We start from the raw sequence: 22,809 nt of genomic DNA on the forward strand, positions 1-22,809 counted from the left end.
ATCCGCAGGTCGCGGTTCAAACGGATCAATGGGCCGTCGCCAAGTGGTAAGGCAGCGGGTTTTGGTCCCGCCATTCCTAGGTTCGAATCCTAGCGGCCCAGTTTTTGTCCATGAATGATCTCCCCCTCCTCGTCTTTGACTTCGACGGGGTCATCGTTGATGGCATGGCGGAGTACTGGTGGAGTGCTTGGCATGCCTGTCGTCGCCTTGAGGCTGCTCCACAGGGCTTGACGCCTGATCAGGTGCCTGACGCCTTCCGACAGCTGCGGCCGTGGGTGCATCACGGTTGGGAGATGGTTCTGCTGGCCGCGGAGCTGCCGGTGCTGAAGCTTCAGGATTGGCTGGACTCCTATGGGGAGGCGCAGGCTTCGGCACTGCAACGGCGTGGATGGCAGCCGGAGCAGCTTCAGGCGGCCCTCGATGACGCCAGAGATCAGGCCGTTCAGCAGAACCGTTCGGCTTGGTTGGCGCTGCATCGACCTTTCCCCGGTCTGGTGGAGCGGCTGCAGCGGCTGGAGGCTGAGGGGGTGGACTGGTCTGTTCTGACCACCAAAACCCAGGCCTTCACAGCTGAACTGCTGAACAGCCTTGGCCTGCATCCTTGGCGCCTGGATGGCCGTGAGGCTGGCGCCAAGCCTCAGGTTCTGCTTCAGCTTCAGCAGCAGCGAAGGCTGTGTGGCTTCGTGGAAGACCGCCGGCCGACACTGGAGGCGGTGCGCTCAACCCCGGGGTTAGAAAAGTTGCCCTGTTTTCTGGTGAGTTGGGGCTATCTTCGCCCGCAGGATCAGAGCGGTCTTCCGCCTGGGATTGCGTTGCTCTATCCGGATCGCTTTCGGGCCCCCCTGGCGCAATGGCCCTGATTCGTTACGGTACGCTTGTACTACTTGAGACGATTCGGCGCTTCTGTGGCATTGGATCTCTCGTTCCTTAGTTTCAGGTCCTTCTCATGCCTGCAGATATGAAATCCGGCGCTTCCGATCCCCGTTCCTCCGGCGAGAGGGACAAGGCGCTGAATCTGGTGCTGGGTCAGATCGAGCGCAACTTCGGCAAGGGATCGATCATGCGGCTGGGCGATGCCTCCCGCATGCGGGTGGAGACGATTTCCACCGGTGCGCTGACCCTTGACCTCGCTTTGGGTGGTGGATACCCCAAGGGCCGCGTGGTGGAGATTTACGGCCCGGAAAGTTCCGGTAAAACCACGCTCACGCTGCACGCGATCGCTGAAGTGCAGAAGCGTGGTGGTGTGGCGGCCTTCGTGGATGCGGAGCATGCCCTGGATCCCGTTTATGCCGCTTCTTTGGGCGTTGATGTGGAGAACCTGCTGGTCTCTCAGCCCGACACCGGCGAGATGGCGCTGGAGATCGTTGATCAACTGGTGCGATCGGCGGCGGTGGATCTGGTCGTTGTCGACTCGGTGGCTGCCCTCACCCCCCGCGCTGAGATCGAAGGTGAGATGGGAGATCTGGCGGTTGGCGCCCAGGCGCGTCTGATGAGTCAGGCGATGCGGAAGATCACCGGCAACATCGGCAAGTCGGGTTGCACCGTCATCTTCCTCAACCAGCTGCGTCTCAAGATTGGTGTGACCTACGGCAATCCAGAGACCACCACTGGAGGCAACGCGCTCAAGTTTTATGCCTCGGTTCGCCTCGACATCCGTCGGATTCAGACCCTCAAGAAGGGAACAGAGGAATTCGGCATCAGGGCCAAGGTGAAAGTTGCGAAAAACAAGGTGGCGCCACCCTTCCGCATTGCCGAATTCGACATTCTCTTTGGCCGCGGCATCAGCACCTTGGGTTGTCTGCTGGATCTCGCCGAAGAGACAGGCGTTGTTGTCCGTAAGGGCGCCTGGTACAGCTACGAGGGAGACAACATCGGCCAGGGTCGCGACAACACCATCACCTGGATGGAGGAGAACCCGGATGCAACAGCCACCATCGAAACGCTGGTGCGTCAAAAGCTGACGGAGGGCTCTGAGGTGAAGTCGAATTCCATGCGGCCTTTGGCCGCCGCTGCGAAGGCGGCTGCTGACAAGCCCGTTGTGGCAAAGGCTCCGGAAGCCGCCGCCTGATCTCAGGCGGCCTGGGCCAGGGACTGCATGGCGCGGACCTGGCCTTCCTGGGCCAAATCAGCCATCCGCTGCAATTCCTGGATGGCTTCTGCTCCCTCCAGCTTCACCAGTTCTCGGCCGTTGCGGGATTCCACCCAGCTGATGCCGAAGTCGGAGACAAGAAAGCGCACCATGTGGCCATCGCCGATGTCAGCCACAAACGAAGCTCCATGGCCATCGCGGCCGTCGCCACAGGAATAGCAAGTGGCTGTGAAGCCCGCGCTTTGAAGGCTGCTGGCGAGGGCCTGCAGGCTCATCACCAGGTCTTCAACAACGGATCGATAGTGCTCTGCGAGGCGCGGAAACATAATTGAGTCTCCAATGAGACCCAGTCTAAAGGTTTTCTTTTGTTTTCGTTTGTTGGTTGAGCCGGTTGCTCAGGGGGTATCCGCAAGCGTCCACCAACCGGCCGCTGGGCCGATGAAGCGCACCGTCACCCAAAGCACCACCATCCCTCCGATTCCAATCCAGGCGCCGCGGGTGGTCACCGCCATGAACTGCTGCGTCTGTTTGCGGGTCAGCGGAAGCCAGGACACGATCCGTGGGGAGGTGTCCACAGTTTTGGTGCTGGCCTTGGGCTGACGAGGGGGTAAGCCCTGGGCAGCCCGGCGGCGTGCTTCTCCCATGCACTTCTGAGCGTTGAAGGGAGGTTAGGCGTTGTTCAATCCGGAAGCAGTCGCTGCAATGGAATCCAAGGTTCCAGTCGGTGCAGCACCTGATCACCCCAGCTGCGCCCTCGGAGGCGGCCATCGAGAATGGCCAGGCGTCCACCACTGCGGCGCAGCGGCGCAATGGCGGCAGGGATCAGGCTGAGGGCTTCCGGCAGCAGCAAGGTGCGGAACCAGTCCTCTCCCTGCTGTTTCAACCGCTCCACCCGAGCTGAGGTGAGCGGATTGTCCAAGCTGGCGATGGGGAGCATGCCGACAATCAGCTGTGCCGGCTCCGGTAGCTGCTCCTGATGCTCCAGCCACCAGTCCCAGTTGCAGGTCACCACGCCATTGCTTTCGGGTGCTGTCGACTCATGCACCACACGGCGTCCGAATTCCGCAGCCAGGGAACTGGTGAGCTGCCGACGCAGCTGGTCGTCATTGATCAGAACAAGGGTGAGCCCCGCCTGGCCAAGGATGAGCCTTCTGCTCTCCTCCAGGAGATGTTGGGCGTAGATCCGCGTGTTCGGCAGCGGCTGGCGACGCGGGGCATAGAGAGGGAGGGGTTCATTCAGCTCCTGTTCCCGCAGCGTTGCCCGGACGTCGGGGACCAATCCGGTCTGCTCGAATTCCAGATCCAGCCTGGCGTTATCTCCATTGCTGCTGAACATCAGGCAGGGGTGATCCAGCAGCACGCCCCGCAGCAGTTGGAGCGGTTCGAGGGGGGCCAGCTGCCAGCGCCACTGGAGCAGCCGGTGATCGAGTTCAGCCCACTCGGTCCAGTCCGCCGGGTTGATGGCGCGGAGCGTGTTCCAGGGTTCTGGGCTGGCTGGCATCAGCTGGAGCAGGTCGCGTAGGGCCTGCCCAGCTGAGCCTTCGAGTCGCACCATCCCTCCTGGTCGCGTGGCTGCAGCGAAGAGCTGCCGGCTCATGCGGTCGTGCAGCTCCAGCAACCCGGATTCAGCCTGAGGGCAGGCCTGGCGGAGTTCGTCCCAGTGCTGGTGGTTGATCTCGAAGGTCAGGGCGTTCCGCATTCGCCGGCTCAACTGATCCATCTCCGGGATCAGCAGTTGGCGTTGGCCCAAGTGCCCGTCGCGATGGGCCTGAATCAGCTCACCGACATCGATCAGCCAGAGCTGTGGCCCCTCAGGAGGGGTAGGCCCCTGCCAGCAGGGAAGCCGTAGCCCCTGGTTGCGCAAACGGGGCAATTCCAACTGGAGCAGCCGCCGACGCTGGGGGGGCGTCAGCACCAGCGCCCCCGCTTCGGGAGCCAGACACAGCGGCACCAGCAGACCAAGCCACCAGCGTTCGCTGCTGCTGGGGGGGAGCTGGATGAGTGTCGTGTCGCGACGCCTCAGGCTTCTTGCCACCAATCGGCTCAGGGTCAGGTGGTGGGGCCAGTCCGATTCCTCCTGACGGAGCAGGGTTTTGATCTGATGGTGGGCCTGGGCTTCCAACATCGTCAAACCCTACGCAGGGTTCCCCCGGTGATTGGTTCATGGCAATCCATCCATCAACATGGCTTCACGACCCTGCGGGAGGGATGGCGGTGCAACCGGGACGTGTGGGGATCGTCGGTCTTGGATTGATCGGAGGGTCCCTTGGTCTGGACCTTCAGGCGCGTGGATGGACGGTGCAGGGCCTCGTGCATCGTCAGGCCACGGCGGATCGCGCCATGGCCCGTGGGCTGGTGGGGGCGGTGTCGACCGATCCCGGCTGCTTAAGGGATTGCGATCTGGTGATCCTGGCCTTGCCAATTCCCTTGCTGCTGAGCCCACCGGATGAGCTCGTTGCCGCCCTGCCTGAAGCAGCGGTGATCACTGATGTTGGTTCGGTCAAACAGCCCGTGCTGGAGGCTTGGCGTCAGCGGCATCCCCGCTTTGTGGCCAGTCACCCCATGGCAGGCAAAGCTCAGGCGGGCGTTGAGGCTGGGGTGGCGGATCTGTTCCGCGGTCGCCCCTGGATCGCGACTCCGGAGGCGGAGACGGACCCGGTTGCTCTGGACCAGGTTCGCGATCTTGCTCTCAGCCTCGGTGGCCATTGGCTCACATCCACCGCGTCGCAACACGATCAGGCTGTGGCGCTGATTTCGCACATGCCGGTGCTGGTCAGTGCTGCGCTGCTGCGGGCGGTGGGTGACGAACGGGATCCGGAGATCCGGCGGCTGGCGATGGTGCTGGCGTCCAGCGGCTTTGCCGACACCAGTCGCGTGGGCGGAGGAAATCCTCAGCTGGGGGTGGCGATGGCTTCCACCAACCGGGATGCGGTGTTGCGCGGATTGGCGGCCTACCGCTGGAGCTTGGAGCAGCTGGAAGACGCGGTTCTCCAGCAAAACTGGTCTCAGCTGGAGCTGGAATTGCTGCGAACGCAGACTCTGCGCCCCGATTTTTTGAAGCCTCCGGGCGAGGTCAGCTCCGAAAACTGAGCGGTTGGCCCCGTTCGGCCCTGAGCTGTCGACAGGCGTTGAGGGCCGACAAGCTGACTCCTGCCGTTCCTTCGCCCGGATGGAGGCTGTCGCCGCAGAGCCAAAGCCCCGGCATGGGCGTTCGTCCTGCCAGGCCGAAGGGGCCGAACCGGCTTGGATGCTGCCCAAGGCCCCCGACCATGCCGTTGGGACGGCCCGTCCAGCCGGCGAAGCCCCGTGGTGTTGCCAGTTCAGCGTGCAACCAGGCGTCGTCTTCGAGCGAGAGCCAGCGGTTCAATTCGGCTTGGATCAGGTTCAGCATCTCTGTTTTGCGCTGCTGGTACTCCGGCTCCGGCAAGCGGCACCAGTCGCCCGTTGGGGTGAACACGCTGGCAATCAAGGTGGCCTGCCCCTGGGGCGCACGCCCATCGCCCTCGCGGCTGATGGAGACAAACAGAGGCCCTGGGGATGCGCAGCCCCGCTGGAGATGGCCTGGGCAGGAATGTGGCAGTGCATCACGCCGCACCGCTCCGTAAAGCACCAGCGCACCACTCGGTTCATGCAGGTTGTCCAGTCGCTTGCGGTACCCCTTGGGCAGTTGATCCGGTTCGATCAACTCCTGCAGGCACTGGGGCGGCAGGCTGCAGACCACATCGCGGCTCCTGCATTGGTGTTCCGTGCCCTTGCCGGTGCTGATCGTCACCTGCCAACCGGATGAGCTGGGTTGCAGCTTGGTCACCCGATGCTTCATCAGCACCGTTCCGCCGTCGCGCTCAATGGCCGCCATCAGCTGATTGCTCAACACCTGCATTGATCCCTTCAGATGCCAGAGCCCGAGGGGTGCTTGGGCCATATGCAGGACGGTTGCGCCGTACAGCGCCGCCGTGCGATCGGCCGGTTCTTGGGAGTACAGCTTCAGCTGGAGGTCGAGAAAGCGCCGCAGCCGTTGATCGTCACCGCACCCGCACAGCTGCAACAGATCGGCGATGGTCAGGCCTGTGAATAGTCCCGATGCCAGCGTTGCGGGGCGAAGGGCCCGCAGCAATGTGCCGAGATCCCAGAGGGAGCGCGGCGTCACCACAGGGTCCTGGCTGGCGAACTGCCAGTTGCTGGCATGCAACTGATGGCAAAGTCTCCAGAAGCGCTGGCTGCCTGGGAATTGATGTTCACGCTCGGCGGCCCAGGCATCCGGGTCATGCCAGAGCGAAATGGGCGGGGAGCCATCGCCGAGGTCGACCACACAACCTGGGTCCAGAAGCTCCGCCGTGGGCAGAGGCATGTCCAGATGCTTCAGCAGTCGCGCATGACTGCCTCCCGGCTCCAATCCAGCCACCTGGGTCGCCCCCACATCGAACACCCATGGACCACGCCGGAACGTTCCCGCACATCCCCCCGGTTGTTGATGCGCTTCCAGCAGCGTGACGTCGACGCCATCGCGGGCCAGGAGTGCCGCTGCGGTTAAGCCAGCGATCCCACCGCCCACCACGATCACGCTGGAATCGCTCACGACGCCCTGAACAATCGGGCCATGCTGGCAAGACAGGGGGCCTGCTGAGGATGAACAGCGAACTGCGCCGGGATCTCACCGCGAAGGATGGGCCATTGGCGGGGGCTGTCATCACAGACGTCTCCCCCGTTGGTGGGGGCTGCATCCATCAGGCCTGGAAACTTCGCCTCCGTGATGGCCAGGTGTTGTTTGCCAAAAGTGGTGGCGCCAGCGCGCTACCTCTGTTTGAGGTGGAGGCGGAGGCCCTGGAGGCCTTGCATGCCCAAGCCGATGCCTCGTTCCTGGTTGTGCCGCAGCCCATCGCTCTGGCAGCACTGCCCCACGGTGCGGTGCTGCTATTGCCTTGGCTGGATTTTGGTGGCAGCGACCAAGCAGCTCTCGGCCGGGGTTTGGCCTTGCTGCACCAGTCGTCGATGGCCTCCAGCCCAGCTCGTTTCGGCTGGCACCGTGACGGCTTCATTGGCGCCGGCCCTCAACCGGGGGGGGTGGCGCGATGACTGGGGCTCGGCCTTCTTGGAGCTCAGGCTGCGCCCGCAACTCGAGATCCTTGATGGGTTGCAGCTGGATTCAACGGACCTCAATCCGTTGTTGCTGCGCCTCGCCGAGCACTTGAACGAGCATCAACCGCGTCCTGCGTTGGTGCACGGCGATCTCTGGGGTGGGAATGCTGCAAGCCTCAGCGATGGACGGGGGAGCATTTTTGATCCCGCCAGCTGGTGGGCTGATCGGGAAGTTGATCTGGCCATGACCAGGCTGTTCGGGGGCTTCGGTGAAGCCTTCCGCTCGGCTTATCGGGAGGTGATCCCCGATGCTTCAGGCGCTGACGATCGGGTGGAGATCTACAACCTGTACCACCTTCTCAACCACGCCAATTTGTTTGGGGGGAGTTATCTGATCCAATGCCGAGCCAGTCTCAAAGATCTGGCTCGGCGGCTTTGAGGATCAGCCCAGGTACTCCTTGCGGAGGGTTTGCACACGCTGAACCAGGGCATTGCGCTTGTCGCTGGTGGTGAGGTTCTTCCAGCTCCATTGGCCCACAACGACCACGCCGAGCAGTTCCAGCAGGCCAGGAACGATCGGCAGCAGATTGATCGTGTCGAGGATTCCCTTGATCAGGATCTGGGCAATGATCACGGCGGCAAAGATGCCGACGATCTTGCCGATGCGTCCCATCTGACTCCAGTCGACCTGATCGAGCGTGTCGTTCACCTTGCCCAGCACGTCGCTGTAGCGCTCAGCAAAGGAGGTGGTGTCCTCCTGAGCGGGAGCGTCGACGGGTGTCGTCACGGTTGTGGCGGCATCCTTAACTTCAGTGGTGGCGTCACTCATGAGAACGACTAAATCCTTCACAATTTCAGCTGAGCGTATCGGTGCGACGGGGTCTACGCCATCCGTGCTGCAAATTGATCACCGATGCCACACGGATCTGGCTCGGATTTTGCTGGCGCCCCATCCCGAAGAAGGCTGTGCCTTGCTGCTGGGCCAGCGGACGAATTCAGGCTGTTTGAGGCTGACCACGACCTGGCCCTGTTGCAATGTCTGGGGACGGGGGGCATCAGGCCAGCGCCCTGTTCACGAGCGTCGCAGCAGGTTTCTGGTGGATCCGAGGGAGCAGTTGGCAGCCCAGCGATGGGCGCGGGATCGCCATCAACGTTGTCTTGGGGTGGCCCACTCCCATCCGGCGTCCGCGCCCGTTCCCTCGCCCCAGGATCGGCGCTTGGGACAAACGGAGAGTCTGATGTTGATCCTCTCTGCCTCGCTTGGCCTGCGGGCCTGGTGGCTGAATGGGGACCGCAGTGTGGATGAAATCCCGATTCAGCTCTGGGACACTCAAAACCATGCATGACCACGCGATGCTGAGTGCTGATGAGCGGGGGCGCTACGCCCGCCATCTGATCCTTCCCGAGGTTGGTTCTGCCGGTCAGCTCCGGTTGAAGTCTGCGTCGGTGCTTTGTGTTGGCAGCGGTGGGCTGGGATCCCCTCTGTTGCTGTATCTGGCCGCGGCAGGTGTTGGTCGTATCGGAATCGTGGATGGAGATGTGGTGGAGCTGTCCAATCTCCAGCGGCAGGTGATCCACAGCTCCAGCGGGGTTGGCGGCTCCAAGGCCCGCTCAGCCGCAGCCCGGATCCATGACCTCAATCCCCACTGCCAGGTGGAGGTGCATGAACACATGCTGGATGTGGGCAATGCTTTGGATCTCATCGGTGCCTATGACCTGGTCTGTGACGGCACCGACAACTTCCCTAGCCGGTATCTGATCAACGACGCCTGTGTGTTGCTCGGCAAGCCCCTCGTCTACGGCTCCGTGCAGCGCTTTGACGGCCAGGTCAGCGTGTTCAACCGCACGCCGACGAGCCCCAATTACCGCGATCTGCTGCCGGAACCTCCTCCGCCGGACGCTGTTCCGTCTTGCTCAGAAGCTGGGGTGATGGGTGTGATGCCGGGGCTGATCGGTCTGCTTCAGGCCACCGAGGCGATCAAACTGATCACCGGCATTGGCGAGTGCCTGGACGGTCGGCTGTTGGTGGTCGACGCCCTGGCGATGCGATTTCGCGAACTCACCCTCCGCGTTGATCCCGATCGACCGAAGGTTGAGAGCCTGATTGACTACCGCCAGTTCTGCCGTCCGGCGTCATCGGAGATGGAAGCCATCACTGTCATGGAGCTGAAGGCCCTGCTCGACTCCGCTCCAGACGAGATTGCGCTGGTTGATGTGCGCAATCCTGCTGAAGCAGAGGTGGCTTCGATTGAAGGGAGCCACTTGGTGCCGTTGGCTTCGCTGGAGAGTGGAGAGGCGATCGATCGCATTCGTGCATTGGCAGAGGGACGGCGCCTTTTGGTGCACTGCAAGCTCGGGGGGCGCTCTGCCAGGGCCGTTGAGCTGTTGGCTCAGCAGGGCATCGCGGCAACGAATGTGACGGGTGGAATTGATGCCTGGTCTCAGCAGGTGGATCCTGCAATCCCTCGCTACTAAACCCCAGAGTTAGTAATCCACCCCTCGCTTCAGGTCGACGCCCTGTTCGGCGTAGTGCTTGTGGCACACCATTTCGGAATGGATGCTGGCCAGATCGAAATAGGCCGGAGGGTTCTTGCAGCGCCCCGTGATGATCACCTCGGTTTCCGCCGGTTTACGCAGCAGGGTCTGCAGGATCGGTTCGACGGGTAGTAGTTCCAGGTCGACTGTGGGGTTCAACTCGTCGAGGATCACAGTCTTGTAGAGGCCGCTGGAGATGGCGGCCCGTGCGATCTCCCAGGCCCGCTCGGCCTCCACGTAGTCAATCGGCTCCTGCTGGCCCCGCCAGACGATGGCATCGCGGCCGGAGCGGAGGTGGTCCACCAAATGGGGATAGCTCTCGCGAAGGGCAGCGATGGCTGCATCTTCGGTGTAGCCGCTGCCCCCTTTGAGCCACTGCAGGATCAAGACCCGATGGCTCTTGTCCTGGCTGATGCCCCGCCCGATGGCCTGCAGCGCTTTGCCCAGCGCACTGGTTGATTTGCCTTTGCCTTCACCGGTGTAGATCTCGATGCCGCTGCTCACATTGAGAGGCACCACCCGGTTGTCGTTCATGCCAGGACGGCGATGGGCCCGCATCTCGGAGTGGAGGTCGGCCTCACGCACAAGGGGGGGCGGTGCGGCGCGACCGGTGACGATGATCTCCATCCCCTCCGGCCGGTTGCTGAGGGTGCGCACCACGTCCTCCAGGTCCAGAAGGCCGAGATCGAGTACAGGATTCAGCTCGTCCAAGACCACCACCGAGTAGAGGGCACTGGCGATCGCACCCTTGGCGATCACCCAGCCCCGCTGGGCTTCGTCCCGGTCGAATCGCGTGGCTTCGTCGGCGGTGAAGTGATCGGCTCTTCCGGTGCGCAGATGGTCGATCAAATGGGGGAAGCCCTGCTGCAAAGCTTCGATGGCCGCATCCTCGTCGTAGGCCCGGCCTGGGCCCTTGAGGAAGCGCAACAGCAGCACCCGGGTCTGGCGTTGTTCGCAGATGCCGAGCCCGATGGTGCGCAACACAACCCCAAGGGCTGCCTGGCTTTTGCCCTTGCCCTCGCCGTCATAGATGTGCAGCTGTCCATGGCTGCGCTCGCGGCTGTCCGCTGCGGTGACGATGCCAATGCTTCGAGGCATGGGGACAGCTCTTACCGTTGGAGCCTACCTAGCTCAACTGGTTTTCCCCGCTGATGTTTCGGTTGCAGGAGCCTTTGGCGGATCGAGAGCAGCAGCTGCTGGCGAGCCTGCGGCAGTGGATGGCAGACCAATCTGCCCTGTGTGTGGCCTATTCCGGCGGAGTTGACAGCACCCTGGTGGCGGCGATGGCCTACGAAGCCCAGGGCGATGCCGCTCTGGCGGTAACGGGGGTCTCCCCGGCCCTGGCGCCACATCTGTTGCGGGAAGCCCGTGATCAAGCCTCCTGGATCGGCATTCCGCATCGGGAGTGTGCGACGGCCGAGTTGAACGACCCGGACTACAGCAGCAACCCCGTGGATCGTTGCTTTGCCTGCAAGCGTGAACTGCACCAGCACCTTCAGCCCATTGCCGCAGCGGCTGGAGATGCCTTGGTGGTTGATGGGGTCAATCTCGATGACCTCGTTGATCACCGGCCCGGCATTGAAGCGGCCCTACAGGCGGGGGTTCGCTCCCCCCTGGCGGAATTGTCGATCGACAAATCCACGATCCGTGCCCTGTCACGGGCACTTGGTTTTCCCTGGTGGGACAAACCGGCGCAGCCCTGCCTGGCCTCCCGTTTTCCCTATGGCGAAAGCATCAGCGCCGAGCGGTTGAAGCGGGTGGGGCAGGCGGAAGCCTGGTTGATCGCCAGGGGATTCAGCTCCGTTCGTGTGCGATCCCATGGCCTCGCCGCACGGATTGAGGTGCCCCGTGAGCAGATCCGCGCTGTGCTCGCGCTGGCGGAAAGCGAGCCTTTGGTGGAGGCTTTTCGCTCCCTTGGCTTCACCTCCGTGAACCTGGATCTTGAAGGTCTGGTCAGCGGCAAGTTGAACCGCCGCTGATTTCGCCTGGGCCGGATCAGCTGGGGAGCTGGCTTGGCGTTTCCACAGGCTCTCTCACCCCAGTGGCAATGGCCGCCGGTGTTTCACGCAGAAAGCTCTTCAGCGCATGGCGTTTCGCTTGAAGCTCACTGCAGAGAATCGCGCAGGCCTGTTCCGGCATGGTGTGGTCACCACAGGTGAACACATCAACCGCGGCGTAGCCGGATTCCGGCCAGGTGTGGATGGAAATGTGGGATTCCGCCAGCAGGGCAAGGCCCGTGACGCCCTGGGGTTGAAATTGATGGGTGATCAGGTTCAGCAGCGTCGCACCAGCGCCTTTGGCTGCTGAGGTGATCGTTGTGCGGATGAATGCTTCGTCGTCGAGCCGGCTCGGATCGCAGTCGTAGAGCTCGAGAATGCAGTGTTTGCCGACCATGTCGGTGGCATGAATCTCAGGTGCCCCCCATCCCGGGTTGGGATGCAGTTCAGAGAGGGTCTGCTCCATCAGGCGATGAGAGAAAAACAGGTCCGCCACCCTATCCGATCTTCAGGTCGGGTCTCAGGTCTCTTGCTCCGAGAATTTGGGCCTGCTGCTGCCATCCGCCGCCAAAGCCCTCGAGGTGGGTGGCGCTCACCAGGCATTGATGCGATTCGCCCACGGCCTCCAGCAGAAGCTGCTGGCGGGTTGGATCAAGTTCGGCCAGTACATCATCAAGAAGCAGCAGGGGTGGCTCCCCACAGAGCTGGGTCACCAGCTCCAGTTCGGCGAGCTTCAGGCTCAGCACCAGCGACCGCTGCTGGCCTGCCGAGCCAAACCGTCGTGCCGGGCTGCCCCCCAGCAGCAGGGCGATCTCATCGCGGTGCGGGCCCACGCGGCAGCTGCCGAGCCGTTCCTCCTCCTCCCGCTGCTGGCGCAGTTGCTCCTGGATGGCGAGTCGCCAGGGTTCTTCGGCATCCTCCCCATCGAGCTTGCTGCCGGGCTTGTAGTGCAGTTCCAAGGCTTCCGTGCCCCCGCTGAGGTGGGCCTGCCAGCGTTGGGCGATTGGTTCTAGACGATGCAGGGCCCGTTGCCGTCGCCGGTGAATTCGGGTGCTCACCAGCGCCATCTGAACGTCAAACGCGTCGAGCAGTGCATGGCGTTCGCCACTGGAGACCTGCCTCTGGCGCCAGAGCTGGCTGCGCTGCCGCAACAACCGGTTCAGCCGCGCCATCAGATCGGCATACACCGGTTCGAGCTGCAGCACGACGCGGTCCAGCCACTGGCGGCGTAAGGCGGGTTCGCCCCGCACCAGATCAAGATCCAGGGCGCTGAAGCCGATGCAGCGCAGCGGACCAATCAGGTCCAGCTGCCGATCGAGCAGCTTGCCGTTCCGTTTGGCCTGACGGCCTCCCTGGCGGCGCAGTTCCAGTTCAAGACGATCACCATCCCCCACGTCGGCCTTGATCAGGGCCTGTGGAGCGTCCCACTGGATCAGATCGCGATCATTGCTGCAGCGATGGGAGCGCAGGCTGCCCAGCAACTCAACCGCCTCGAGCAGGTTGGACTTGCCAATGCCATTGGGCCCGATCACCAAAAGGCGTGGCTGCGTCAGTTCCAGCTGCAGAACGATGTGGTTCCGGAAGCCCTGCAGTTGGAGCCTGTGGAGCCGGATGGGTGCTGGGGCGACCAGTGAGTAAGGTACCTGTATCGGGACGGTTGCCGCTCGATATCACTGCGGCTTAACGCCGATCAGTGGGCATGTAGCTCAGTTGGATAGAGCATCAGATTCCGGTTCTGAGGGTCGGGGGTTCGAGTCCCTCCATGCTCGTGTTTGAACTCAATGTCTCAACTCAGGTTGAGGCCCATGGCGCGAATGCCATTGGGATCAATCAGGAAACCCTGCTGTTTGAGAGCTTCCAGCGCATCTGCAGGGGCCGAGATCGAGAGACTGCAGCCCGGCAGATCCCGGCGCAGAATCTGCAGGGCTCGGTGCACCAGAACGGCGAAGAGGGCTCCTTGGTTCGGCCCTGGCTTGGCGGCCAGGTTCCAAAGATTGGCGTTGAGGGCCAGATCACTGGTGGCCCGCACAAATCCGATCAGTTCTCCTGTTGATTCCTCCAGGATGCTGATCTGCCACAGGCTGCGCTGAAGGGCGAGCTCCCAGCGTTCCTCGGGGTGGGTTGATTCCCCGCAGGACATCAGCAACGTGTTGAGCTGCTGGGAGGTGGGAGGTGTGGATGTTTCGAGTCGCGTTCCCTCGGGCAAGGGTGGAATCGAGGGTTGTTGAAGGAACGACAGCACTGTGGATCAGCCGGTGTTGCGCATGCCGGCTGCAATGCCGTTGAGGGTGAGCAAGGCTCCCCGCAGCAGTTCACTGCGGCTGTAGGTGCGGGTGTCTTCGGGGGCGCCCGGCGTCTCACTCATGGGCGGTTGCCGGTTCTGATCCCGCAGCCGCTTCAGCAGCGCAACCTGCAGGAAGCCCAGGGGAACGATGGTGCGGTTGCGGAGATCAACCGACAGCTGCAGCCCTTGATCAGCGCCCAGCAGTCTGTTTTGGCCCGTGATTTCCAGAACCAGTTTTCGGGTGAGTTCGTATTCCTTGGCGATCACCTCGAAGATCGCTTCAAAGGCCTCCCGCTGTTCCGGGTGCCCCAGGCTGTTCATGTAGTGATGGGCCAGGTCGAGATCCACCTTGGAGAGGGTCATTTCCACTTTGGAAATGAGCATCCGGAAGAACGGCCAACGTTGATGGAGGCGCCGCAGCAGGTCGAGCTGTTCGGAGTCGCCGCCCACTTCTTCCGACAGCGCCGTGCCGAAGCCAAACCAGCTCGGCAGCAGGAACCGACTCTGGGTCCAGCCGAAGACCCAGGGAATGGCCCGCAGGCTGGAGAGGTCCTTGGCTCCGGTTTTGCGTCGGGCCGGTCGACTGGAGATCTGCAGCTTGCTGATTTCCTCGATCGGTGTGACCTGCTGGAAAAACGCCACCAGATCGGGATTGTCGTGAACCAGAGCCCGGTAATGGTCCCGTGAGCGGGTGGCTAGGCGACTCATCAGCTGGTTCCAGCTGGGTGTCGCATCAAGCTGGTTGGTCACCAGGCTGTTTTGAACCACCGCTGTGGTGACGGTCTCCAGGTTGTAGAGCGCCAACTCGGGCAGGCTGTACTTCGAGGCCAGCACCTCGCCCTGTTCGGTGATTTTGATTCGCCCCTGCAGTGTGCCGCTGGGTTGGGCCAGGATGGCCTGATAGGCCGGCCCACCACCACGACTAACGGATCCACCGCGGCCGTGGAAGAGGCGAAGCGCCACGTCCTGGCGGCTGGCGAGTTCCTGAAGGGCGATCTGAGCCTGATGAATCTCCCAGTTGCTGGAGAGGAAGCCGGAATCCTTGTTGCTGTCGGAGTAGCCCAGCATCAGCTCCTGCAGCGGCTGCTTTTGCTGCCCCACAACGGGGAGGAGTTCGCGGTAAAGCGGCGTCTTGAACAGACCCTCCATCACCTCAGGGGCCCGTTGGAGATCCTCCACGGTTTCGAACAGCGGCACCACCAGCAGGGAGGCCCGTTTGTTGGGCGGGTCTACGAGACCCGCCTCCTTGGCCAGTAGCAGGACCTCCAACAGATCCGATGCCGTGTGGCTCATGGAGATCACGTAGGAGTTGCAGATCCGCGGGCCGAATTCCTCCTGCAGGCGCTGCAGCATCCGGAACACTGCCAGCGTCTCGGCTGTCGGTGCTGACCATTTGGCGGCTGGAGGGATCAGGGGACGACGGGTCTGCAGTTCCTGCAGGAGCCATGCCATGCGCTCCGTCTCATCCATGTCCCCATAGGCCTGGGGCAGTTCAAGGCTGCGGGTGAGTTCATCAATGGCATCGCTGTGGCGGGTGCTCTCCTGACGAATATCCAGGCTGGCCAGTGAGAACCCGAAGATGTGCACCTGGTGCAGCAGGGTGTCGAGCTGTTCGCAGCTCAGTTCGGTGCTCACGAGGCTGTTGCGCACCAACTCCAGATCACTGCGGAACTGGTCCACCGAGGTGTAGTGGAGAACCTCAGCGCCGCTCAGCCCGGCCTGGGGATCGGCCAGCGCCTCACAGGGCATCTGCCAGCCCGCTTCCGACAGTTGGTTGTTGCGGGCGAGGGTGCGCTCCAGTTTTTCGAGCACATAGCAGAGCTTCAGCCGGTAGGGCTCTAATCGGTATCGCGCTGCTCTGCGCTCGTAGATCTCAGGGAACCGGAGCCGATCCATCTCGAGCGACTCCAGCAGTGATGGAGCCACCTGACTCCACTGCATGGAGATGCTCAGCTGCTGCCGGAGCGACTGCACAGAACTGATGTAGAGCTCCAGCATCAGCTGTCGCTGGTAACAGGCGGTTCGCCAGGTGATCTCGGGTGTGACCGAAGGATTGCCGTCCCGATCGGAACCCACCCAGGAGCCGAAGGTGCAGAACGATGCCTGGGGGACCTGGACATCGGGGTAGTGGCGATGCAGGGCGGAGATCAGCCTTCGGCGCAGTTGCGGCATCGCGTCAAACAACACCTGCTGGAAGTAGTGCAGGGTTGAATCCACCTCGTCGATGACGGTGGGCTTGAACTGGTGGAGTTCATCGGTGCGCCACCACAGGCGGATTTCCTCCTCCAGTTGGTCGCGGCAGTCCTCCCGCAGCTGATGCGCCAGAGGGGCGTCGGATTGAAGTTGCTGGAGCAGGTTGGCCACCCGCCTCTGTTTGTGCCGCACCGTGTGCCGCACGATCTCCGTCGGGTGCGCGGTGAAGACCAGCCGGATGTCCAGTTCCCGCAGCAGTTGTTCCACCTGCGCGGGGGGAACGTTCATCCGCCGCAGCCGCTCGAACACCTCTCCAAAGGTGGCTGGATCGGTCTGGTTGGCGAGGGGAGGGGCGAAGGGATCAAAGGCATCCCGTTGGGCCGTGTCAGCACTGGAATTGGGTCTCAGGCTGTCGAGATAGCTATCTTCCTCGATCCGTTGCTCAAGGATGTTGATGAGCTGGAAATACAGCGAAAAGGCACGGGCGGCCGAGATGGCCTCCGAAAGGTCCATGGCCTTGATCAGCTCGACGATCGCCTCGCTCGTGCTGTCGCCATCTCGCCCTCCCATCGAGACGGGGTCGCTGAGTTGTTTGAGCCTCAGCAGGCGTTCGCTCTGCTCCGGTGGGCACTCGCTGCGCAGCACCGACTTCCAGAGGTCTTCAATCAGGTCCAGGCGGTGCTGAAGAAGCTGTCCTGCGCCGGATCCGCCACCGCTCAAGCGTGCAGCCTCTTGCTCGGAGACAGGGGTGGTGGACTCGGGCATGAAGTCTCCACGCTGCGACGAACTCGACATGATCATCCCAAACAGGCTTCCCCGGTGGAGATCCGTTCCTCCTCCTCCATCCGCTGGATCCCTTCCTGAAGCAGGTTTTCGATGGATTGCCCCTGGCCATGGGCCGCTTCCCAGCGCATGGCCTGGTTGCCATCAACAAGCAGGGAATCCAAGGGCTTCAAGCAGGCGCTGAGCTGGAGCGATTCGGCCAGGGGAGTGAGCTGATCAATCAGCTCCAGCAGCCAGTCTTTGCAGTTGATGACACGGCCGTCCTGCCAATGCCTGAGTTCAGCATTCAGGCTGGATCGGGCCACGGCGGCGTCGTTGCTGTCGGCGAGCTGGACCAGTTCAGTCGCGCTCAGCGAACTGCTGCGGAGTGGATCGAGGCTTTCGATGTTGTTTTTGAGGGCCAGCAGCCGCAGCTCCAGCAGACAGGTGATCGCCAGCAGCTGATCGGGATTGGTGACCAGATCACAGATTCTTAATTCCAACCGGTTGAGGTCGTAGGGGCGCCGCGGACCATTGGGCCGAACCGACGTCCACAGGTGACGCTCGTTGCGCATGGCACCCGTGGACAGCTGCTCCTCCACCCACTCGATGTAGTGCTGGTGATCCCTAAAGAGAGGAACTGCAGCGGGCGTGAGCGGGAATTGATGCCATCGCTGGGAGTGGTGGCTGGTGCTCTGCCCATCCAGGAAGGGAGAACTTGCACTCAGGGCAAGCAGCAGAGCCGCTTCGCAGCGCACGAGCCGCACTGCTGCAAACAACCAGTTGAGATCGGTGATCCCAAGGTTGATATGGATGCTGGCTGTCACGACCCTGGTGCCATACAGCTTTTCAATCAGCGCGTGATAGGCGTTCTCGGGGTCGGAGCGTTCGAATCGGCTGCTGTTCCCCAGGCTCATGGTGCTGCCGGGGAGAAGCGTCAGCTCCCGCTTCTGCAGCCACTGCCGCAGCGTCCGCCGGGGAGCGAGCAGCGCCTCGGGCAGTTCGGCGTAATCCCGGATCGGGTCGGTGACGTATTCGAGGTTGCGACGGTCTGGTTCCGTCACGAAGCCAGGCAGGTCTCTGGCCACGTCGGGGGCGACGCCCACGTTGGCTCCGTTGCTTCGACCGGTGAACAGTTCAACCTCGAAGCCTTTCAGCAGAAGGGGGTGCGCTGTCATCCCGGCGGATTCAGGCACGCCAGTGCGGTCAGCATTCCCCGGGCTTTGTTAAGGGTCTCCTCAAACTCCGCCGTCGGCTGTGAATCGGCCACAACGCCGGCTCCGGCCTGCACTTTTACCCGGCATCCCCCGCTATCACGGGGTTGCACCACCATGGTGCGGATCGTGATCGCCGTGTTGAGGGCCCCGGCCAGATCAACGGATCCGTACACCCCCGAATAGGGCCCGCGGGCATCGGGCTCCAGCTCGTGGATGAGTTGCATCGCCCGGATTTTCGGTGCGCCGCTCACGGTGCCGGCGGGGAACGCCGCCATCAGCAGATCCCACACGTCGTGCGTCGGGCCCAGGCGTCCTTCGACTTGGCTGACGATGTGCATCACGTGGGAGTAGCGCTCGATCACCATCAGGTCCTGCACGGCCACGCTTCCGGGCTGACAGACCCTGCCGAGGTCATTGCGGCCCAGATCCACCAGCATCACGTGCTCAGCCCTTTCCTTCGGGTCGGCCAGCAGGTCAGCTTCCAGTTCGCGGTCTTCCAGGGGCGTGGCGCCGCGGGGCCGAGTGCCGGCGATGGGGCGAAGGCTGGCGTGGATGCCATCAGCAGCGGGTTCGGCTTGAACCATCACTTCCGGACTGGAGCCAATCAGTTGCCAGTCCCCAAAGTCGAAGAACGCCATATACGGGGAAGGATTCACCATCCGCAAACTGCGGTACAGCTCCAGGGGCGATTGAGGCACCTCAGTTTCCAGGCGCTGACTGATCACCAGTTGGAACACATCGCCAGCTGCGATGTGTTCCTTGGCGGTGTCGACGGCGGCTTCGAATTCATCGCGGCTGCGGTTGGAGCGCACCGCGGGAAGCTCTTTGCTTCTCGCGTCCCAGGTGAGTGGTTTGACGGCCGGCAGAGGTGCGTCCATCCGTTGGCGCAGGGCCTCGATCCGTCCGATGGCGGACTGCCAGGCTTGCTCCTCATCCGCTCCGTTGGAGAGGTCGCCAAAGGCGACAGCGGTGATCTGTCGTTTCACCTGATCAAAGATCAGGATCGCGTCCATCAACATCCAGATCCCATCCGGGGGATCGGCAGCAGCGCGGGGATGAACGGCGACGGTGGGTTCGATCCACTGGATGAGTTCGTAGCCCCAAACGCCATAGAGCTGCCCAAGCGGAGGGAGGCCCGGCAGGTTGACGCAGGAGTACGGCGCCAGGCAGTCGCGCAGGGATTCGAATGGATTCCCGTTGAGGGTTTCTTCGCGACCATCTCGCCAGGTGCGCGTCAGACGATCGTTGCGCGCTGACGCCGTCCAGAGCGGATCGCAGGCGATCACACTCCAACGCCCCAGGGTTTCACCACCTTCGACGGACTCCAGCAGCACGCCCGGAGGCCTTCCGTCACCCACCTTGATCCAGGTGGTGAGGGGTGTTTCAAGATCTGCGGGCCAACTCTGAGCCAGAGGAATCAGGTTGGCACCACTGCAAACAGCCTGATGAAAGGCGTCGCGATCGGGACTGAACATGACCTGATCATCGCAGCCGGGACCCGGAGATCATGACCTCCGGGCGTCGGTTTTGAGAGATCAGGAGTCGAAGGTGTTGCGGCCGCTGAACTTGATGTTGGCCGGGTTGACGTTCTGGCCAATGCGACGGGGGTTGTGGCCCACCATGGGACGACCCTCGTTCACCTTTTCGGAGAACACACCATCCTTGGGATGCAGGAACTCGGTGTCACCACCGGGGTAGATCCGGTAGATCTTGTAGTCCTCGATCCGGGGCTTGAATTTCGTGCGCAGCTGGGTGCCGAGGGCGAGGCACTGTTCCTTGCGAGCGAAATACATCAGGTTCTCGCCTGAGTTCATCAGAGCGGCGCCACCGGTGGGCAGCTCAAAAGCTTGCTCTGTCTTGCTGGTCCAGGTGATTGCGTATTTCTCTTCTGTCTCCGCTGAATTCAGAAGGCCGCCAGTGCTGGCGATGTGCTGGGGAAGTTGACCGTTCAACGCCGTTGCTGCCATGGCTGAAAGAATCCACAAGAGCCGTTATGGCTGGAAAGTAGCACCATCATTGGGGCCTGTTTTGAGCTCCGACAGCAAGCTTCACACCCGTCAACAAACCCATCACTCTGCGGGCGCATGCACCGGGAAAAAAACGGTGATGTCGCGGTCGCGCCTGGGCTGATAGCGGCCCCCCAGGCTGGCCATCATCTGGCGGGTCGCATCCTGGCTTAACTGCAGGCTCCCGGTGCTGGGATCCCAGCTCAGGACGGTGCCCACGTCCTCGCGTTGGGGAGACGGGCCGGCCTCCGCGGCCTGGCTCCTGTCGGGATGCTCCACATGCAGCTGAAGCTTCACCCGTGGACCGGCTGCCTGGAGGTGAAGCGTGAGCTGACTGCCGGAGGGGAGCCCCCTGGTGCTGCGGTCGATCAGACCCCCCAGCATCGGTTCCAGTCGACGGGAGTCACTGAGGATCGCCGGCAGGTCAGCGCTGAGATCCAGCTCAAGGGCGATCCCGCGACGGTTCAGTTGCTCCGTCCAGCTGGGTGCAAGGGCGCTCAGCATGGCCTGCAAATCCGTGCGGGCCAGATTGGCCTCGTTGGGCTCCCGTTGCAGTTCGGCGGCATGGAAGATCAGGCCAAATCGATCGATCTGCTCGCTGCATTCCACATCGATCTGCCGCAGGCGATTCACTACGACATCAGCCAAATCCTTCCGCCGCAGCAGAGAGCGGATCAGTGTTCTGATCGTGGCCAGTGGGGTTCGTACCTCATGGGTGATCGCTTCCAGCAAATTCAGATCTCCATGGCTGGGTGCTTCCGGAGGGCGCTCAGCCTGGATGGGTTGCAGCATCAGCCCGGGGGCTGTGCCGGTGAGCCGCTCCGTGAGCCGTGGCCAGAACTGTTCTGACCAGGCTGCATTGCTCCGCAGGGAGCCGATCGATTCGAGCGCTTTGCGCAGCTGCTCGGCCTGCGCTGGTGACTGGTGCTCCAGCCGTCCCCCCAGCTGCACCAGCACATCACTGAGCGTTGCCGGGTCGCATCGCATCAGCAGCTGCCGCTTCTGGGGCGGCCCATGCAGGGCAAGGGCCACCTGGACCTCGGGTGTGATCACCAGCAGCAGTGGGTCATCTCCGTCGTCGGGGGCCAGGGACAAGCGTTGGAATCCCCGCAGGGAACCGGACTCATCGCTGCTGGACCGTCCCGGCAGTGCCGTTGGATGCGGACTCAGTTGATCCAGTTGATCTGGAGCCCACACCCATCCCTGCAGATGTTTGAGCAACTCCGGTTCGTAGAGAGCTGGCAGGGGGGCAGCCAGCCAGATGCCGCGTTCCAGGCCTCGCTCAAGCAGGTCCTGTTGCAGGGTTTCCAGGGCAGCCCACCAAAGCCGCCGCACACCAATCTCATCGCAGCGGCCCTGGGGCACGTCCTGTGCCAGCCGTTGCCGCAGGTCGGTGAAGGATGGGCCGGTCAACGGAGGTGCGCCAAGGAGCGACGGCTTTGCCGAACCACCGACAGGCAGAGGCCGAGCGCGATGAAGTTCACCACCATGGCTGAGCGCCCATAACTGAGGAAGGGCAGGGGGATTCCTGTGACGGGGCCCAGGCCGATGGTCATGAAGATGTTGACCACCACCTGGAACATCAGCATCGTGCCGATCCCGATCACCACGAGTGATTCGAAGTCGGTGCGGGCATTGCGTGCGATCTGGAGCAACCGTGCCATCAACGCGGCAAAGCCAAGAACCACCAAAAGGCAGCCAATAAAGCCGGTTTCCTCACCCAGGGCGCTGAAGATGAAATCGGTGTGTTGTTCAGGGATGAAACGAAGCTTGGTCAGTTGTCCTTGAAGAAGGCCTGTGCCCAAGACGCCGCCTGAACCGATGCCAACGGTGCTCTGGAGCAGGTGATAGCCCCCGCCCAATGGATCCTGACTGGGGTCGAGGAACAGCACCAAACGGTCCCGTTGATAGTCCTTCAAACCATGCATCCAGAGCCATGGCGTCACAGCAGCCATGGCGCCGTGGATGGCCAGGGTTGCTGTGGCTGCCAGACGTTTCCAGGGCAGGGAGCGGTACGCGAGAACTCCCATCAGCGGGATCCAGAGGGCCATGGCCCAGGGGAGAAGGCCTGAGAGCAGGGCCGTCACCAGCGGTGACAACAACAGGATCACCCACTCGATCGGAATCCCCGACCAATAGAGCATCGTGAGCATCAGGGCGCCGAACACAAGCGATGTGCCGAGATCAGGCTGGATGAACACCAACAGCCACGGCACTGCAATCACCCCAAGCGGGCGCATCAGATCAACCGGTCGCTCCACCGGGTGTCGCGACAACACCGCTGCCACGAGCAGGATCGCCGCGATCTTGGCGAATTCCGATGGCTGAACATGAACCCCGCCGATGCTGATCCAGCGTTGGGCACCCAGCGCTGTGGTTCCAATCACGCGCACCGCCACCAGGCTGATCACCGTGAGGGCGTAGACGGGAACCAAAAGAGGCCGGAGACGCTGCAACGGCAGCCGTTCCAGTCCCAGCGCCAGCAGCACTCCGAAGGCCGCGGTGATCCAGTGGTGATACCAGTCGGCATAGTCCGCCTGGCGTTGGGTGCTGGCGATCAGCACCCCGGCGATGGTGATCATTCCGAGCGGAACACCCCAGAGCACCCACTCCCGGTGCGATCTGCGGCGGTCACGTCGGCTGAACATCC

23 protein-coding genes and 2 tRNA genes are annotated in these 22,809 nt (G+C 62.6%); 10 read left to right on the top strand and 15 right to left on the bottom strand.

What is annotated here, in order from left to right:
- Window positions 1–29 precede the first annotated feature (29 nt).
- From SynA1544_RS01885 to recA, 3 genes are all read left to right on the top strand, one after another.
- Window positions 30–101, top strand: a tRNA-Gln gene (locus tag SynA1544_RS01885).
- A gap of 9 nt (window positions 102–110) precedes the next feature.
- Entirely contained in the window at window positions 111–860 is a 750-nt protein-coding gene (locus SynA1544_RS01890; protein ID WP_186514636.1) for an HAD family hydrolase, read from the top strand.
- 86 nt (window positions 861–946) lie between these two features.
- The gene (recA, locus tag SynA1544_RS01895; RefSeq protein WP_115132346.1) at window positions 947–2,068 is read left to right on the top strand and encodes a recombinase RecA; all 1,122 of its coding nucleotides are present in this window, start codon (window positions 947–949) and stop codon (window positions 2,066–2,068) included.
- 2 nt (window positions 2,069–2,070) lie between these two features.
- On the opposite strand, the gene SynA1544_RS01900 is transcribed toward recA, so the two are convergent.
- The 3 genes from SynA1544_RS01900 to SynA1544_RS01910 form a co-directional block, all read right to left on the bottom strand.
- Window positions 2,071–2,415 (bottom strand): DUF1815 family protein, encoded by a 345-nt coding sequence (locus SynA1544_RS01900; RefSeq protein ID WP_114987287.1) that lies wholly within the window; start codon window positions 2,413–2,415, stop codon window positions 2,071–2,073.
- Window positions 2,416–2,484: 69 nt separating this feature from the next.
- Window positions 2,485–2,733, bottom strand: coding sequence for a DUF2839 domain-containing protein (locus tag SynA1544_RS01905; RefSeq protein WP_186514637.1), 249 nt, complete (start codon window positions 2,731–2,733; stop codon window positions 2,485–2,487).
- A gap of 35 nt (window positions 2,734–2,768) precedes the next feature.
- Window positions 2,769–4,214, bottom strand: coding sequence for a helicase (locus tag SynA1544_RS01910; protein WP_186515403.1), 1,446 nt, complete (start codon window positions 4,212–4,214; stop codon window positions 2,769–2,771).
- A gap of 83 nt (window positions 4,215–4,297) precedes the next feature.
- Here SynA1544_RS01910 and SynA1544_RS01915 point away from each other — a divergent pair, with 83 nt between their 5' ends.
- Window positions 4,298–5,179, top strand: coding sequence for a prephenate/arogenate dehydrogenase (locus SynA1544_RS01915; protein ID WP_186514638.1), 882 nt, complete (start codon window positions 4,298–4,300; stop codon window positions 5,177–5,179).
- On the opposite strand, the gene crtD is transcribed toward SynA1544_RS01915, so the two are convergent.
- On the bottom strand, window positions 5,163–6,665 hold the full coding sequence (gene crtD, locus SynA1544_RS01920) for a C-3',4' desaturase CrtD (protein ID WP_186514639.1): 1,503 nt from the start codon (window positions 6,663–6,665) through the stop codon (window positions 5,163–5,165). The genes SynA1544_RS01915 and crtD overlap by 17 nt on opposite strands.
- Window positions 6,666–6,715: 50 nt before the next feature.
- Here crtD and SynA1544_RS14995 point away from each other — a divergent pair, with 50 nt between their 5' ends.
- Window positions 6,716–7,162, top strand: a complete 447-nt coding sequence (locus tag SynA1544_RS14995) for a fructosamine kinase family protein (protein WP_370594082.1) — start codon at window positions 6,716–6,718, stop codon at window positions 7,160–7,162.
- On the top strand, window positions 7,113–7,604 hold the full coding sequence (locus SynA1544_RS15000) for a fructosamine kinase family protein (protein ID WP_370594083.1): 492 nt from the start codon (window positions 7,113–7,115) through the stop codon (window positions 7,602–7,604). Before SynA1544_RS14995 ends, SynA1544_RS15000 begins: the two co-directional genes overlap by 50 nt.
- Before the next feature lie 3 nt (window positions 7,605–7,607).
- Here the strand turns inward: SynA1544_RS15000 and SynA1544_RS01930 are convergent, their stop codons facing one another.
- On the bottom strand, window positions 7,608–7,994 hold the full coding sequence (locus SynA1544_RS01930; RefSeq protein WP_006850129.1) for a CAAD domain-containing protein: 387 nt from the start codon (window positions 7,992–7,994) through the stop codon (window positions 7,608–7,610).
- A gap of 64 nt (window positions 7,995–8,058) precedes the next feature.
- Here SynA1544_RS01930 and SynA1544_RS01935 point away from each other — a divergent pair, with 64 nt between their 5' ends.
- Window positions 8,059–8,511 (top strand): M67 family metallopeptidase, encoded by a 453-nt coding sequence (locus tag SynA1544_RS01935; protein WP_255477679.1) that lies wholly within the window; start codon window positions 8,059–8,061, stop codon window positions 8,509–8,511.
- Window positions 8,504–9,640 (top strand): molybdopterin-synthase adenylyltransferase MoeB, encoded by a 1,137-nt coding sequence (moeB, locus tag SynA1544_RS01940; protein ID WP_186514641.1) that lies wholly within the window; start codon window positions 8,504–8,506, stop codon window positions 9,638–9,640. The genes SynA1544_RS01935 and moeB overlap by 8 nt, the downstream gene beginning before the upstream one ends.
- Before the next feature lie 9 nt (window positions 9,641–9,649).
- On the opposite strand, the gene SynA1544_RS01945 is transcribed toward moeB, so the two are convergent.
- Complete coding sequence (locus SynA1544_RS01945; protein WP_186514642.1) at window positions 9,650–10,798, bottom strand: cob(I)yrinic acid a,c-diamide adenosyltransferase; 1,149 nt, start codon at window positions 10,796–10,798, stop codon at window positions 9,650–9,652.
- Between the two features lie 53 nt (window positions 10,799–10,851).
- Here SynA1544_RS01945 and larE point away from each other — a divergent pair, with 53 nt between their 5' ends.
- Window positions 10,852–11,679, top strand: coding sequence for an ATP-dependent sacrificial sulfur transferase LarE (gene larE / locus SynA1544_RS01950; RefSeq protein WP_186514643.1), 828 nt, complete (start codon window positions 10,852–10,854; stop codon window positions 11,677–11,679).
- A 16-nt stretch (window positions 11,680–11,695) separates the two neighbouring features.
- On the opposite strand, the gene speD is transcribed toward larE, so the two are convergent.
- Both speD and recF read right to left on the bottom strand, forming a co-directional pair.
- Window positions 11,696–12,163 carry an adenosylmethionine decarboxylase gene (gene speD, locus SynA1544_RS01955; RefSeq protein ID WP_115010551.1) on the bottom strand — a complete coding sequence of 156 codons (468 nt, stop codon included), beginning with the start codon at window positions 12,161–12,163 and terminating at the stop codon, window positions 11,696–11,698.
- A 31-nt stretch (window positions 12,164–12,194) separates the two neighbouring features.
- On the bottom strand, window positions 12,195–13,289 hold the full coding sequence (gene recF, locus SynA1544_RS01960) for a DNA replication/repair protein RecF (protein ID WP_255477771.1): 1,095 nt from the start codon (window positions 13,287–13,289) through the stop codon (window positions 12,195–12,197).
- Window positions 13,290–13,392: 103 nt separating this feature from the next.
- Between recF and SynA1544_RS01965 the strand changes: the two genes are divergently transcribed.
- Window positions 13,393–13,466: transfer RNA gene (locus tag SynA1544_RS01965), tRNA-Arg, on the top strand.
- Between the two features lie 17 nt (window positions 13,467–13,483).
- Here the strand turns inward: SynA1544_RS01965 and SynA1544_RS01970 are convergent.
- From SynA1544_RS01970 to rodA, 7 genes are all read right to left on the bottom strand, one after another.
- Window positions 13,484–13,939: an N-acetyltransferase gene (locus SynA1544_RS01970; protein WP_186514644.1), complete on the bottom strand. Its 456-nt coding sequence runs from the start codon at window positions 13,937–13,939 to the stop codon at window positions 13,484–13,486.
- 6 nt (window positions 13,940–13,945) lie between these two features.
- A complete protein-coding gene (gene ppc / locus SynA1544_RS01975) occupies window positions 13,946–16,975 on the bottom strand; it encodes a phosphoenolpyruvate carboxylase (RefSeq protein ID WP_370594084.1) in 3,030 nt (1,009 codons plus the stop codon).
- Window positions 16,972–18,114, bottom strand: a complete 1,143-nt coding sequence (gshA, locus tag SynA1544_RS01980; protein ID WP_186514645.1) for a glutamate--cysteine ligase — start codon at window positions 18,112–18,114, stop codon at window positions 16,972–16,974. Before gshA ends, ppc begins: the two co-directional genes overlap by 4 nt.
- The gene (locus SynA1544_RS01985) at window positions 18,111–19,628 is read right to left on the bottom strand and encodes an anthranilate synthase component I family protein (RefSeq protein ID WP_186514646.1); all 1,518 of its coding nucleotides are present in this window, start codon (window positions 19,626–19,628) and stop codon (window positions 18,111–18,113) included. Before SynA1544_RS01985 ends, gshA begins: the two co-directional genes overlap by 4 nt.
- Window positions 19,629–19,688: 60 nt before the next feature.
- Window positions 19,689–20,120 (bottom strand): photosystem I reaction center subunit II PsaD, encoded by a 432-nt coding sequence (locus tag SynA1544_RS01990; RefSeq protein ID WP_186514647.1) that lies wholly within the window; start codon window positions 20,118–20,120, stop codon window positions 19,689–19,691.
- 102 nt (window positions 20,121–20,222) lie between these two features.
- Window positions 20,223–21,572 carry a sensor histidine kinase KdpD gene (locus SynA1544_RS01995; RefSeq protein WP_186514648.1) on the bottom strand — a complete coding sequence of 450 codons (1,350 nt, stop codon included), beginning with the start codon at window positions 21,570–21,572 and terminating at the stop codon, window positions 20,223–20,225.
- Complete coding sequence (gene rodA / locus SynA1544_RS02000) at window positions 21,569–22,807, bottom strand: rod shape-determining protein RodA (protein ID WP_186514649.1); 1,239 nt, start codon at window positions 22,805–22,807, stop codon at window positions 21,569–21,571. The genes SynA1544_RS01995 and rodA overlap by 4 nt, the downstream gene beginning before the upstream one ends.
- Window positions 22,808–22,809 lie beyond the last annotated feature (2 nt).

This window comes from Synechococcus sp. A15-44 (assembly GCF_014280115.1).
Classification (GTDB): Bacteria; Cyanobacteriota; Cyanobacteriia; order PCC-6307; family Cyanobiaceae; genus Parasynechococcus.

Bases quoted from the DNA above. Each gene is read 5' to 3' on its own strand.
- SynA1544_RS01910 (WP_186515403.1), bottom strand. From the start codon at position 4,214: ATGTTGGAAGCCCAGGCCCACCATCAGATCAAAACCCTGCTCCGTCAG.
- moeB (WP_186514641.1), top strand. From the start codon at position 8,504: ATGCATGACCACGCGATGCTGAGTGCTGATGAGCGGGGGCGCTACGCC.
- SynA1544_RS14995 (WP_370594082.1), top strand. From the start codon at position 6,716: ATGAACAGCGAACTGCGCCGGGATCTCACCGCGAAGGATGGGCCATTG.
- gshA (WP_186514645.1), bottom strand. From the start codon at position 18,114: ATGACAGCGCACCCCCTTCTGCTGAAAGGCTTCGAGGTTGAACTGTTC.
- SynA1544_RS01905 (WP_186514637.1), bottom strand. From the start codon at position 2,733: ATGGGAGAAGCACGCCGCCGGGCTGCCCAGGGCTTACCCCCTCGTCAG.
- SynA1544_RS01985 (WP_186514646.1), bottom strand. From the start codon at position 19,628: ATGTTCAGTCCCGATCGCGACGCCTTTCATCAGGCTGTTTGCAGTGGT.
- larE (WP_186514643.1), top strand. From the start codon at position 10,852: ATGTTTCGGTTGCAGGAGCCTTTGGCGGATCGAGAGCAGCAGCTGCTG.
- SynA1544_RS01930 (WP_006850129.1), bottom strand. From the start codon at position 7,994: ATGAGTGACGCCACCACTGAAGTTAAGGATGCCGCCACAACCGTGACG.
- SynA1544_RS01990 (WP_186514647.1), bottom strand. From the start codon at position 20,120: ATGGCAGCAACGGCGTTGAACGGTCAACTTCCCCAGCACATCGCCAGC.
- SynA1544_RS01900 (WP_114987287.1), bottom strand. From the start codon at position 2,415: ATGTTTCCGCGCCTCGCAGAGCACTATCGATCCGTTGTTGAAGACCTG.
- SynA1544_RS01945 (WP_186514642.1), bottom strand. From the start codon at position 10,798: ATGCCTCGAAGCATTGGCATCGTCACCGCAGCGGACAGCCGCGAGCGC.
- SynA1544_RS01890 (WP_186514636.1), top strand. From the start codon at position 111: ATGAATGATCTCCCCCTCCTCGTCTTTGACTTCGACGGGGTCATCGTT.
- SynA1544_RS01915 (WP_186514638.1), top strand. From the start codon at position 4,298: ATGGCGGTGCAACCGGGACGTGTGGGGATCGTCGGTCTTGGATTGATC.
- recA (WP_115132346.1), top strand. From the start codon at position 947: ATGCCTGCAGATATGAAATCCGGCGCTTCCGATCCCCGTTCCTCCGGC.
- rodA (WP_186514649.1), bottom strand. From the start codon at position 22,807: ATGTTCAGCCGACGTGACCGCCGCAGATCGCACCGGGAGTGGGTGCTC.
- speD (WP_115010551.1), bottom strand. From the start codon at position 12,163: ATGGAGCAGACCCTCTCTGAACTGCATCCCAACCCGGGATGGGGGGCA.
- ppc (WP_370594084.1), bottom strand. From the start codon at position 16,975: ATGATCATGTCGAGTTCGTCGCAGCGTGGAGACTTCATGCCCGAGTCC.